Raw genomic sequence first — 12,624 nt, 5'->3', positions numbered from 1 at the left:
ATTGCAGATGGAGTTGCTGGCTAATGCCCAAGTTGCTGGGCTATTCAAGGGTAAAAATGAAATATTGGAACGAACTGGACAACACTATTTTTATGACCAAGAAAATGAAATTCTGGAATGATTTCGAAAGAAGTATTTTTTTTAATCGAGTATTCTCTACGTCGATCCCGATAGGAAAAATAACCCTTTTTTCCTTCAACATAGACAACAACAGACCCCACATAAACATGGAGTTTGACATATCTGAAATACCGGACAGACCGCCTGAAAAATGGATTAGAGAAGGCTTTAACACTTGCCGAATAGGCCTTAGCTGTGGCGGGATTACTGACCTCATCATAAAAAACTTACCCACATTGGATACGCTTAACATGTCAGTACACAAGCACGAAAACTTCTTTTCCGTAAGCGCGGAATCTACAGGATCATTAATTGAATTTAGAACTAAATATCCTGCTCTTAGCGGGCCATCCGTATACATGAATGATCCAGACTCAGCTTGCTATTGAACAAGGTTATCCATTCTGAGTGACCGATGGCAACCTCACGTTCCTGGTACACATGAACGACCATGACTGCGTCATTTGGGCCTGAAGACAGTTTACTCATGTCGTCTATGACCCCCATAGCCAACCCCAATTCGCCGCGCCCGCCCTGCCCCACCTAAACTCTGCCCATGTTGTTTAAACGGACAGAGGATTTACCATCATGGGCAAACGTCATCCTGATTTCCCCGCCTGGCAATGGCGCAACGACCCGCAAAACCAGCAACATGCCACTCACCAGGCGCTGCAGTTGATCGCTGTGCCGCTGTTTATCACCGGCTTTCTGCTGATCGCTTCGGGTGTGTTCAGCACCAGCCTGGCCAGTGTTGCCGTGGGTGTGGTCGGGATTCTGGCAGGTATGGGGTTGCAGCGTCGCTGAGGGTCAGGCGAACACGGTCACTGTCTGGCGGCTGATGGCGATCAGTGCGCCGTTCGGGCTCCAAAAGGCGGCGGCGGTGTGGCCGTAGCCGTCGCGGGCATGTTCGATGGTGACGTGGTACTGGCACCAGTCGAGGGTGGTGAGGTCCTGCAGGGGTTGAATGAACTCGATGGTCCAGGTGAGTGAACTGCCCGGTGCCGGTTTGCTCAGGTGCGGCAGCAAGGCCGGCGGCCAGGCGTCGACCAGTGCGAGGATATGCGCTTCGGTCAGGGGCTCCTCTTTCACGTCGCCACGCAAACGAATCCAGCCGCCCATGGTGCGGGATTTCTGACCGCTGAACGGCAGGCCGCCCACGGTCCAGCGCATCGACATGTGCCGCATGAACTCGGGGGTGACGCCCTTGATGTAGGGTAAGTCCTCGACTTCATCCCAATGTTTGAACACCGGTGCCGGTTCGCTGGCCACGTCAATTTCCGATACGCGGGAAGCGCCGAAACTGGCCTGCACCAAGGTCGCGACGTCGCCGTTCTGCACCACGCGACCGAGCAATTGGCTGACGGCCTTGCCTTCGCGCAACACTTCAACCTGATAGCTGGCCGACACATCCGGTGCCACCGGCCCCACAAAAGTGATCGCCAGGGAGCGCAACGGGCGTCCGGCCGGCACCTGGGCAATCATCGCTTCATACAGCAGCGCGGCAACCAGGCCGCCGAAGCTGGCGCGGCCCTGACCCCACTCGGCGGGGATGGTGACATCCAGCGGGTTGCGACGAACTGCGTCGATTAAATCACTAAAGCGCATGGCAGCCTCATATCAGGAAAATCGATCGACGCATCTTAACTATCACGCCTTTAAGGTACAGCGCCTGTTACTGCCAAAAACCGGACCTGCAGACGCGGGCGAAACGCGGTTCAGAAACAATCGGCGCGCAGTTTATCCAGCACACGATCAGCCTGCGCCTCGGCCTTTGTCATGGTGGTATGCCAGACCGGCACGCAGGGAAGCAGGTCAACCTGCTGTTCGGCCTGGGCCAGCCACTGCCAGCAATCATGCCAATCACCCAGGGCGCCCTGGGCTTTTTTCAGACGCGATAAGGCATTCGCCGGTAGCTTGTCCAACTCGGGGTAAGCCTCGGCCGCATAACGCACGCGCTTGATCAACAGCCGCAGGCGGTGGCGATCGTGGCTCGGATCGTTCAGCGCATCGCCCAGCTTGCGCCACTGCCTGGCCAGGCGCTTCTCGATAAGCGAACGCAGGCCCTTGAGCAATTTCTGACGCTGGGCGGCACGAATAAACCGTGGGAATGCATCGAGAATCTGCAGCAGGTGCGCGAGCTCCTGGCTCTGCGCCACCTGACGATAGGCGTCCGGCTGTAGACGCAGCCGACGCTCTGCAGCCGCTTGATACCCTTGCTGATGCAAATACGCCGCCAGCACCTCGCGGTCGCGTAACGGCGTGGTCAAGCGGCCCACCGTGCCGGCCGCCAGTTCAAGCTGCTCGACACCCGGCAATTCACGCAACGGGCGCAACAGACTGCGCAGGCGGCGCACGGTAGTGCGCAGATCGTGCAGGGCTTCATCGTCGGTGACGGCGGCAAGGCGAGCCTGGCAGCTCAGCAACCCTACTTCCAGGCCTATGACCTGGGCGACTAACTGATCAACCAACGCTGGCATCCTGTCCTCCCTTTTCGATGAAAACCCTGTTTAACCGATCAACGTCCGGCGCGCGACTCACGAATATAGAACCGCGCTTTTTCGGCTTTATTGGAGCAGCCCTCGAACGCTTCGAATTGCTGCTGGGTCTTGGCGCCCGTCAACAGCGACAAAGCCTTGGAGTAACTGACAGTGCCGGCAAAACCTTCGGCCTTGGCCAGGTCCAGCTCTTTCCAGGCGGCATCCAATTGCGACCCGCAGCTGTCGCGGTAAGCGGTTTTACCAGCGCAACCGGCCAGGGCCAACAGGATCACGGGCACACACATCCAGGCTTTCATCAATGACACCTCAAAATAAGAAAAACAGTCGTACGCTGTAGACGGTGCCTACGAAGAAAAGTGCCTTGTAGGACGGCCTGTAACGTGAAGCGCTGATTGCCAAAGCATACCCTAGCCCCGTCGCTATTCTGGAGAACTATTGTGAAGCAGCCGCGACGATTGAAGCGGCCCCCTCAATGGGTGCATTGTGGGCACCTGTTTTGTGTAGGACAGGGACTATGAAGAAACGTGTTGCCTTGGTGTTGGGGTCCGGCGGGGCCCGGGGTTACGCCCATATCGGTGTGATCGAGGAAATCGAACGACGCGACTATGACATCGCCTGTATCGCCGGTTGTTCCATGGGCGCGGTAGTGGGCGGGATCTACGCCGCCGGCAAGCTGAACGACTATCGCAACTGGATCGAAAGCCTCGACTACCTCGATGTGCTGCGCCTGGTGGACGTGAGCTTTCGCCTGGGGGCGATTCGTGGCGAGAAAGTGTTCGGGCAGATTCGCAAGATCGTCGGCGAGATCAATATCGAAGACCTGCGCATCCCCTACACCGCCGTCGCCACCGACCTGACCAACCAGCAGGAAATCTGGTTCCAGGAAGGCTGCCTGCACCAGGCCATGCGCGCCTCGGCGGCAATCCCCAGCCTGTTTACCCCGGTGATGCAGGGCAACCGCATGCTGGTGGACGGCGGCCTGCTCAACCCGTTGCCGATCGTGCCGGTGGTGTCGAGCCATTGCGACCTGATCATCGCGGTCAACCTCAACGCCACCAACCAGAAGCACTACCATTTGCCGGTGATCCAGCGCCCGCCGGCGTTCAAGAGCCGCTTCAACAGCCTGGCCAAATCACTCGGTTCGCACCTGCCGTTTCGCCGCAAGCAGGCCGAACAGTTGATGAAACTCGAGCAGGAAGCCCTGCAGGCCCATGCGGCGGAAATCAACCCGTGGCTGGAGTCGGCCGAGCCCGAATCCCAGCAGCCCGCCGCCGCGCCGGAAAAACCCGGCGCACCGAAGTCGGCCACCGGCTCGTTCATTATCGATAACGTCGGGCCGGCGTCGCTGCTGGACTTGATCAACCAGAGTTTCGAGGTAATGCAAACATCGCTGGCGCAGTACAAGATCGCCGGGTACCCGCCGGATGTGCTGATCAACGTGCCCAAGCGGGTGTGTCGTTTTTTCGAGTTTTACAAGGCGCCGGAGTTGATCGCGCTGGGGCGGGAGATTGCCAGCGATACGTTGGATCGGTATGAGAGTGAACAGGGTTGAGAGTGGCGGCTTGCCCGCGAAGAGGCCAGCCCAGACACAACGGCACTCAGCTGCTTAGCAACCGATACCCCACCCCCGGCTCCGTCAGGATAAATCGCGGCTGGGTCGGGTCATCCGCCAGCTTCTGCCGCAGGTGCCCCACCACGATACGCAGATAGTGGCTGTCCTCGGTATGGGTCGGGCCCCAGATGTCCTTGAGCAGTTGCTGCTGGGTGATCACCCGCCCCGGATGGCGCGCCAGTTGCGCCAGCACCGCGTACTCCTTGCGAGTCAACGCTACTTCGGCGCCGTCGAGCAATACCCGGCGATAGGCCAGGTCCACGGTGAGCGGGCCGAAGCGCAACGCGGCCTCCTGAGCCTCGCCCGCCGGCGCCTGACGCAACAACGCGCGGATACGGGCAAGGAATTCCTGGATGCCGAACGGTTTGGTCACATAGTCGTTGGCGCCACCGTCCAGGGCTTCGACTTTCTGCCCTTCACTGGCGCGGACCGACAGCACCAGCACCGGCACCGTGGACCATTCGCGAAACTCGCGCAGCACCTGTTGGCCGTCCATGTCCGGCAGGCCGAGGTCGAGCACCAGCAAGTCCGGCTTGTTCAGCGCCGCCTGGGCCAGGCCCTCGGTGCCGGTGCCGGCCTCAATCACTTTGTAGCCCTGGGAAGCCAGGCTGATGCGCAGAAACTTGCGGATCTGCGGCTCGTCATCAATGACCAAAATCGTCGCGGTCTGGCTCATGGTGTCCAATCATAAATCGTCGAGAACACAGGGTATCTCACGCCTCACGCTCCAGGCCAGGCTGGGCCGGCAGAGGCAGAAACAAGGTGATGCAGGTACCGCGTCCGTCGATGCCATCGGCCACGCGGATATGCCCGCCGTGCGCGCCAACCATACCCTGACAGATCGCCAGACCGAGGCCCGTGCCCTGCCCGCCCCGATCACCGCGGGCGGCGGTATAGAACATGTCGAAAATCTTCGCGCGTTCATCTTCGGGAATCCCCGGCCCCTCATCGGCCACGGCGAAAAACAGCTGGTCGTCCGCGACGCCGGCGCTCAACTGCAAGCGGCCTTGAACCGGTGAAAAGCGCGCGGCGTTTTCCAGCACGTTGACCAGCGCCTGTTCGATCAGCGCCGCGTGCACATACAGCAACGGCAGCTCCGCTGGCACATCGGTGGTCACCTGCAACGGCGCCAGCACCGCGCGCAGACGGCCAAGGGCGCTGCCGACGATATCGCCGGGCGCCACCCAGTCGCGCGCCAGCTTGAGTGCGCCGTGCCCCAGTCGGGTCATGTCGAGCAGGTTCTGGATATAGCGGTCCAGGCGCTCGGCTTCATCGCGGGTGCCTTCCAGCAGTTCGCGGCGGTCGTCCAGGGGAATCGCTTCGCCGAGCGCCAGCAGGCTGTCGATGCTGCCGCGCATGGAGGTCAACGGCGTGCGCAAGTCGTGGGACACCGAGGCGAGCAAGGCGCTGCGCAGTTGTTCGGTTTCGCCATGCAACCGCGCGGATTCGAGCTCCTGCGCCAACTGCGCGCGTGCCAGGGCCTGCGCCAGCGGTTGGCTCAAGGCCGTGAGCAGACGTCGACGCTGGCCGCTCAGCTCAAGGCCCGGCTTGGCGCTCACGCCGAGCAAGCCCAACGGACCTTCTTCGCCCGACAACGGCCACCACCACCAGCGCCCAAACGGCAAGGTGCCAGTGCCTCGCCCTGCCGGCTGGTCATGCTGCCAGGACCAGTCGGCGGCGGCGCGCTCGGCTTCGGTGAGCGTCAGCGGGCCGCCGGTTTCGACCGTCCAGCCGCCCTGCCCGTCGCGGTTGACCAGGCACAGATCGAGGTCGCTCCAACCCTGCAGGTGCAGGGTCGCCGCGCTGATCACCGCCTGGCGATCGGTGGCGGCGGTCAGCTTGCGGGACAGGTCCAGCAGTTCGCTGGTTTCTTCCTGGGTATCGCGCAGCGCCTGCAATTGCTGGCGCTGCCGCGCGGCCAGGTTGCCGGTGAGCGCGGCCATCAACAGGAAGAACAACAGCGTCAGCACGTCTTCTTCACGCTGGATGGCGAAAGAGAAATTCGGCGGAATAAACAGAAAGTCGTAAGCCATGAAGGAGAGCGCGGCACACACCAGCGACGGCCCAAGGCTGCTGCGCACCGCCACCAGCAACACCGCGGCAAGAAACACCAGCGAGATGTTCGGCAACGGCATCACGCTGGACACCCCCCAGGCCACGGCGGCCGCCACCAAAGTGGCCACCACTGCCAGGGCGTAATCGAACCAGCGCAGCCCCATCACCTGCGGCAAGCGCGGCGGCGCGGGCAACTCGTCGCTGTCGAGCACGTTGATTTCCAGCCCCCGCGCCTGGCGCAACAGGCGTGCGGCCAGCCCACCCCCCAGCAGCCGGCGGCGCCAGCGCATCCGCGACTGCCCCACCAGCAGCAGGCTGGCTCGACGTTCGGCGGCGTGCTGGATCAACGTCCTGGCCACCTCGCCGGCGCGCAACAACACCACCTCGCCGCCCAGGCGCTCGGCCAGTTGCTGCGCGTTTTGCAGACGCAGGCGCGACTGCTCATCGCGCGCCCGGCCGTTATCGATATGCACCAGGCTCCACGGCAAATGCCGGCGCTGGGCCACGCGACTGGCATGGCGCACCAGACGTTCGGCCTGCGCGTCGCCGTCCACGCCCACCAGCAAGCGGCCACGCACCGCCGGTGCGGCCTGGCCGAGTTGGCGATAGCCCTGGGCCAGGTCATCGTCGACATGGGCGGCGGCGGTTTGCATCGCCAACTCGCGCAGGGCCATCAGGTTGGTCTGGGTAAAAAACGCATCGATGGCGGCGCGGGCCTGTTCCGGCACATAGACCTTGCCGTCGCGCAGGCGCTCGAGCAATTCACGGGACGGCAGGTCGATCAGCAGCAGTTCGTCGGCTTCCTGCAGCACCCAGTCCGGCAGGGTTTCACGCACCTGCACGCCGGTGATACCGCGCACTTGATCATTAAGGCTTTCCAGGTGCTGGACGTTGACTGTGGTGAACACGTCGATACCGGCCGCGAGCAACTCCTGAATATCCTGCCAGCGTTTTTCATGACGGCTGCCGGGCGCATTGCTGTGGGCCAGTTCATCCACCAGCACCAACGCGGGCCGGGCCGCGAGCAAGCCGTCGAGGTCCATTTCTTCGAGCATCACGCCGCGGTATTCGCTGCGCAGCAACGGTTGCTGCGGCAGGCCGCCGAGCAAGGCTTCGGTCTCGGCGCGGCCATGGGTTTCGACCACCCCGGCGATCAGTCGCACGCCCTGGCGCAGTTGGGTATGGGCGGCCTGGAGCATGGCGTAGGTCTTGCCCACACCGGGCGCGGCGCCGAGGAAAACTTTCAGTCGGCCACGGCCATCCCGGGGCAGATCGGCTAACAGGGCGTCGGCGCGGCCGGAGTCGCTCATGCTTCAGGGTTCCTTCAGGTGTTTATGGAGGGGCTTTTACGGCCTTATCGCGGGAAGCCCTAATGCCGTTCAGTTAAGCGCAGATTCCCTGTGGCGAGCAGGCTTGTCCTGCGTTGGGCTGCGCAGCAGCCCCAAAGCCAGGCGCTGAGCCGTATCAGGTACACCGCGTTTTGCTCGATTGGGGGCGCTTCGCCCCCCAACGCGGGGCAAGCCCGCTCGCCACAATAAGCCCACACATTTTCCTTAACTGAACGGCATTAGGGCTTGCCCGCGATCACGGCGGCGCTGCCTACAACTTCTCCAGGGCCATGTTCAGGGCCAGGACGTTCACCACCGGCGGGCCCACCAACGGGCTTTCGATGTGTTCATCCAGCAAGCGTTGCAGGGTCGCCACCGGCACATTTCGCGCCGCGGCCACCCGCGCCAGTTGATAGGCAATCGCCGGCGGTGGCAAGTGCGGATCCAGGCCGCTGCCGGAGGTGGTCAGCGAGGCCAGCGGCACCGGGCCCTGGCCTGGCACCTGCTGCTTGGTCGCGTCGTCGAACACGCGCGTCGCCAGCGCCGGGTTGCTTGGGCCCAGGTTACTGGCGCTGCTGGATACCGTGGCGAAAGCCCCGGCCGAAGGCCGTGGGTGGAACCAGCCATCGCCGGTAAAGTCCTGGGCGATCAGGCTGGAGCCGCGCACCTTGCCGCTGGCATCGCGCACCAGACTGCCGTTGGCCTGGGCGGGGAACGCCACCTGGGCCACACCGGTGACCACCAGCGGATAGGCGACGCCGGTGATCAGGGTCATCAGCACCAACAGGCTCAAAGCCGGGCGGATCATGTTAGTCATGGTCAAATCCTCATTAAGTCGGGAAGGCGAGCGTTACACCAGGTGCAACGCCGTCAGCAGCATGTCGATCGCCTTGATGCCCACGAACGGCACCAGCAGGCCGCCCAGGCCGTAGATCAGCAGGTTACGCCGCAGCAACGCCGCAGCACTCGCCGCCTGCACGCGCACACCGCGCAGGGCCAGGGGAATCAGCACTACAATGATCAGCGCGTTGAACACAATCGCCGAAAGGATCGCGCTCTGCGGGCTCTGCAGGTGCATCACGTTGAGCACGCCCAACTGCGGGTAGATCGCGGCGAACAGCGCGGGCAGGATGGCGAAGTACTTGGCCACGTCGTTGGCGATGGAGAACGTCGTCAGCGCGCCTCGGGTCACCAGCAATTCCTTGCCGATCTGCACCACGTCCAGCAGCTTGGTGGGATCGCTGTCGAGGTCGACCATGTTGGCCGCTTCACGGGCGGCCTGGGTGCCATCGTTCATCGCCATGCCGACGTCTGCCTGGGCCAGCGCCGGAGCGTCGTTGGCGCCGTCGCCGCACATGGCAACCAGGCGCCCGTCATTTTGCTCGAGGCGGATGCGCGCGAGTTTTTTCTCCGGGGTGGCCTCGGCCAGCACGTCGTCCACGCCGGCTTCGGCGGCAATCGCGGCGGCCGTCAGCGGGTTGTCGCCGGTGACCATCACAGTGCGGATGCCCAGCTTGCGCAGCTCGGCGAAGCGCTCGCGGATACCGGGTTTGACCACATCTTTGAGGTGGATCGCGCCGAGCAGTTTGCCGTCGGCACACACCAGCAACGGCGTGCCACCGCTCTGGGCGATCTTGTCGATTTCCCGCGAGAGCGCCGGTAACAGGTCACTGCGTTGCAAACCGATAAACGCCAGCAACGAATCCACCGCGCCTTTGCGAAATACGCGGCCCTGGTAGTCGACACCGGACAGGCGGGTTTCGGCACTGAACGGCACGGCGGTCAATTCATCCAGCGACGGTTCGGCCTGGGGGTGCAAGGCGCGCAGGTATTCGACGATGGATTTGCCCTCCGCCGTGTCATCCGCCAGGGACGCGAACAAGGCACCTTCGGCTACCTCGCGGCCACTGACGCCTGGCGCGGCGACCACCGCCGAGCACCGGCGGTTGCCGAACGTGATGGTGCCGGTCTTGTCCAGCAACAGCACATGCACGTCCCCCGCCGCTTCCACGGCGCGGCCGGACTTGGCGATCACATTGAGGCGCACCAGACGGTCCATGCCGGCGATACCGATGGCCGACAACAAACCGCCAATGGTGGTAGGAATCAGCGTCACCAGCAGTGCGACGAGGAACACCAGGGGCAAGCTGCCATTGGCAAAGTGGGCAAACGGCTGCAGGGTGACCACGACCATCAGGAAGATCAGGGTCAGCCCGATCAGCAGGATGTCCAGCGCCACCTCGTTAGGGGTTTTCTGGCGCTTGGCACCCTCCACCAGGGCGATCATGCGGTCCAGGGTGGATTCGCCGGGGTTGGCGGTGATGCGCACCAGCAGCCAGTCGGACACCAGCCGCGTATTGCCGGTGACGGCCGAACGGTCGCCGCCGGATTCGCGGATGACCGGGGCGGATTCGCCAGTGATCGCGGCTTCGTTGACTGCGGCGATCCCTTCGATGACTTCACCGTCGCCGGGGATCATTTCGCCGACGACCACGCGCACCACGTCGCCCTTGCGCAGGCTCGCAGCGGGTACCATCTTGAAGGTGCCATCGGCCTCTTTGCGCCGTGCGCCAAGGCCTTCACTGCCGGCCTTGAGGCTGTCGGCGCGGGCCTTGCCACGCCCTTCAGCCAGCGCTTCGGCGAAGTTGGCGAACAGCACGGTGAACCACAGCCACAGCGCAATCTGCGCGGCGACAAAGGTAGGCACAGCGGTGTCGGGCACGAAGCACAGCACGGTGGTGAGGATGGCCGTCAATTCGACCACCAGCATCACCGGCGAGCGTTGCAGTTGCCGTGGGTCGAGCTTGACGAAGGCCTGGACCAGCGCCGGGCGCCATAGCGCGGAGATTGCGGTTTTGGCGGGTTCCTGGGGTTTGACCGGGGCCGCGTTGTTTGCAGGCATATTCATTTTCATATCCCTCAGAAGCCCATGCTCAGGTGTTCAGCGATAGGGCCCAATGCCAGCGTCGGCAGGAACGTCAGGCCGCCCACCAGCAGAATGGTCACGGTCAACAGGGTCACGAACAGCGGGCCGTGGGTGGGAAAGCTGTTCTGGCCAATCGGCGCGGTCTTCTTCATCGCCAGGCTGCCGGCCAGGGCCAGTACCGGGAGGATGTAGCCGAAGCGGCCGATCAACATGCCCAGGCTCAGCATCAGGTTATGGAATGGCGTGTTGCCACTGAAGCCGCCGAACGCCGAGCCGTTGTTGGCACTGGCCGAGGTGTAGGCGTAGAGCAACTGGCTGAAACCATGGGGTCCGGGGTTGCTGATTGCACCGGCCGGGCCTGGCAGGCTGGCGGCGATGGCGCCCAGCACGAGTACGCCAACCGGCATCACCAGCAGGGTCACCACGAGCAGTTGCACTTCCTTGGCCTGGAGTTTCTTGCCCAGGTATTCAGGCGTGCGGCCGATCATCAGGCCTGCGAGGAAGACTGCGATCAACACGTTGAGCAGCATGCCGTACATACCGGCGCCGACGCCGCCGAAGATCACTTCGCCGACCATCATGTTGACCAGCGCCACCATGCCGCTCAACGGATTGAGGCTGTCCTGCATACCGTTGACCGAACCGTTGGACGCCGCCGTAGTCGTCACCGACCAGAGCACGGTGCCGGTGGTGCCGAAGCGCGCTTCCTTGCCTTCCAGCGGTGCGGTCTGCTCCACGGCGGGGTTGTTCAAGGTGGGGTTGGGCTGGTATTCGGCCCACAGCGAGGTCGCGCCACCGATCAGGAACAGCGCGAGCATGCAGCCGAGGATCGCGCGGCTCTGGCGCAGGTCCTTGACGTAGTGGCCGAAGGTGAACACCAGCGCCACCGGAATCAGGATGATCGCCGCCAGCTCGAACAGATTGGCCCAGGCGGTCGGGTCCTCGAACGGGTGCGCCGAGTTGACGCCGAAGAAACCGCCGCCGTTGGTGCCCAGTTGCTTGATCGCAATCTGGCTGGCCGCAGGACCGAGCGGAATCACTTGATCCACGCCTTGCATTGTCACGGCATCGACGTAGTGGGCGAAGGTTTGCGGCACGCCCTGCCACACCAGGAACAGCGCCAGCACCAGGCACAACGGCAGTAGGCCGTAGAGGGTGGCGCGGGTCATGTCGACCCAGAAGTTACCCAATGTCGCGGTTGATTTGCGACCGATCCCACGGCAAAGAGCGACGAGGACTGCCAGCCCCGTGGCCGCACTGACGAAGTTCTGCACGGTCAGGCCGGCCATCTGGCTGAGGTAGCTCAGGGACGCCTCACCGCTGTAGGACTGCCAGTTGGTGTTGGTCATGAAACTGACCGCCGTGTTGAAGGCCAGCGTCCACTCCTGACCCGGCAGTTTCTGCGGATTGAGCGGCAGGTAGTCCTGAAACAGCAGGATCGCGAACAACAGCAGGAAACCCGCGAGGTTGAACGCGAGCAAGGCCAGCGTGTATTTCTGCCAGCTCTGTTCCTGTTGGTCATCCACGCCGGACAGGCGATAGCAGGCTCTTTCCACCGGCCCCAGCACAGGGGTCAGCCAGGTGCGCTGGTCTTCCATCACCTTGTAGTAGAAACGCCCGAGCAAGGGTGCCGGTACCAACACCACGGCAAAGAAGGCAATGATCAGCCAATAGTCATAACTGTGCATGCCCAACTCCTAGTTCCGATCCGCGCGTAACAGCGCAACCAGCAGATAAATGAACAGCGCCACGGCCAATAGCAGTGACACCCCGTCCAGAACGCTCATGGAAGTCTCTCCGTTGTGCGGCGAGTGCCGCGTGTGGGGCAATTGTCCGCAGGAGTGGTGTAAAGGAACGAGAGCGAGGGCGTGGGCGGGGCGTAAAGACGGCGTAAAGAGTGGGTTTATGCGGGGTTTACACCGCAGGCTTGCATTGCTTGAACGGGCCTCATCGCGGGCAAGCCCGACTCTCCCAGGGGATCGCATCTGACCTGCAGGAATGCGGTCAACTGTGGGAGCGGGCTTGCCCGCGAAAGCGTCAGCCCCATCAGCGCCGCACTTATCTGGTGCTGCTCAAACAGGATTT

General features: G+C 62.8%; 11 protein-coding genes and 1 pseudogene. 3 read left to right on the top strand and 9 right to left on the bottom strand.

The window, feature by feature from the left end; translation table 11 throughout:
• Window positions 1–23: 23 nt before the first annotated feature.
• Both JOE32_RS00415 and JOE32_RS00410 read left to right on the top strand, forming a co-directional pair.
• Window positions 24–509, top strand: coding sequence for an Imm50 family immunity protein (locus JOE32_RS00415; protein ID WP_245228915.1), 486 nt, complete (start codon window positions 24–26; stop codon window positions 507–509).
• 199 nt (window positions 510–708) lie between these two features.
• A pseudogene (locus JOE32_RS00410) lies at window positions 709–918 on the top strand (terminase); the annotation flags it as partial.
• A 9-nt stretch (window positions 919–927) separates the two neighbouring features.
• On the opposite strand, the gene JOE32_RS00405 reads toward JOE32_RS00410, so the two are convergent.
• The 3 genes from JOE32_RS00405 to JOE32_RS00395 all read right to left on the bottom strand — a co-directional run bounded on the left by JOE32_RS00405 (window position 928) and on the right by JOE32_RS00395 (window position 2,914).
• Window positions 928–1,725 carry a thioesterase family protein gene (locus JOE32_RS00405; protein ID WP_209980434.1) on the bottom strand — a complete coding sequence of 266 codons (798 nt, stop codon included), beginning with the start codon at window positions 1,723–1,725 and terminating at the stop codon, window positions 928–930.
• Between the two features lie 110 nt (window positions 1,726–1,835).
• Window positions 1,836–2,597, bottom strand: a complete 762-nt coding sequence (locus tag JOE32_RS00400; protein ID WP_209980432.1) for a CHAD domain-containing protein — start codon at window positions 2,595–2,597, stop codon at window positions 1,836–1,838.
• 38 nt (window positions 2,598–2,635) lie between these two features.
• Window positions 2,636–2,914 (bottom strand): hypothetical protein, encoded by a 279-nt coding sequence (locus JOE32_RS00395; RefSeq protein ID WP_003238638.1) that lies wholly within the window; start codon window positions 2,912–2,914, stop codon window positions 2,636–2,638.
• Window positions 2,915–3,132: 218 nt separating this feature from the next.
• On the opposite strand from JOE32_RS00395, the gene JOE32_RS00390 reads away from it, so the two are divergent.
• Entirely contained in the window at window positions 3,133–4,170 is a 1,038-nt protein-coding gene (locus JOE32_RS00390) for a patatin-like phospholipase family protein (protein WP_209980430.1), read from the top strand.
• Between the two features lie 46 nt (window positions 4,171–4,216).
• Here JOE32_RS00390 and JOE32_RS00385 read toward each other — a convergent pair whose 3' ends face one another.
• From JOE32_RS00385 to kdpF, 6 genes are all read right to left on the bottom strand, one after another.
• Complete coding sequence (locus tag JOE32_RS00385; protein ID WP_015371591.1) at window positions 4,217–4,906, bottom strand: response regulator; 690 nt, start codon at window positions 4,904–4,906, stop codon at window positions 4,217–4,219.
• A gap of 37 nt (window positions 4,907–4,943) precedes the next feature.
• Window positions 4,944–7,595: a sensor histidine kinase KdpD gene (locus JOE32_RS00380; protein ID WP_209980429.1), complete on the bottom strand. Its 2,652-nt coding sequence runs from the start codon at window positions 7,593–7,595 to the stop codon at window positions 4,944–4,946.
• Between the two features lie 289 nt (window positions 7,596–7,884).
• Window positions 7,885–8,430 (bottom strand): potassium-transporting ATPase subunit KdpC, encoded by a 546-nt coding sequence (gene kdpC, locus JOE32_RS00375; protein ID WP_057009635.1) that lies wholly within the window; start codon window positions 8,428–8,430, stop codon window positions 7,885–7,887.
• 33 nt (window positions 8,431–8,463) lie between these two features.
• A complete protein-coding gene (gene kdpB / locus JOE32_RS00370) occupies window positions 8,464–10,521 on the bottom strand; it encodes a potassium-transporting ATPase subunit KdpB (RefSeq protein ID WP_209980427.1) in 2,058 nt (685 codons plus the stop codon).
• An 11-nt stretch (window positions 10,522–10,532) separates the two neighbouring features.
• Entirely contained in the window at window positions 10,533–12,227 is a 1,695-nt protein-coding gene (kdpA, locus tag JOE32_RS00365; protein WP_209980425.1) for a potassium-transporting ATPase subunit KdpA, read from the bottom strand.
• Between the two features lie 9 nt (window positions 12,228–12,236).
• Window positions 12,237–12,326 (bottom strand): K(+)-transporting ATPase subunit F, encoded by a 90-nt coding sequence (gene kdpF / locus JOE32_RS00360; RefSeq protein ID WP_003218754.1) that lies wholly within the window; start codon window positions 12,324–12,326, stop codon window positions 12,237–12,239.
• Between the last annotated feature and the right edge of the window lie 298 nt (window positions 12,327–12,624).

Origin of the sequence: Pseudomonas sp. PvP025, from assembly GCF_017832155.1 — a bacterium.
Lineage (GTDB): Bacteria > Pseudomonadota > Gammaproteobacteria > Pseudomonadales > Pseudomonadaceae > Aquipseudomonas.
Note: the sequence above shows the minus strand (reverse complement) of the source record. Positions and strands in the feature narration are given on the sequence as shown.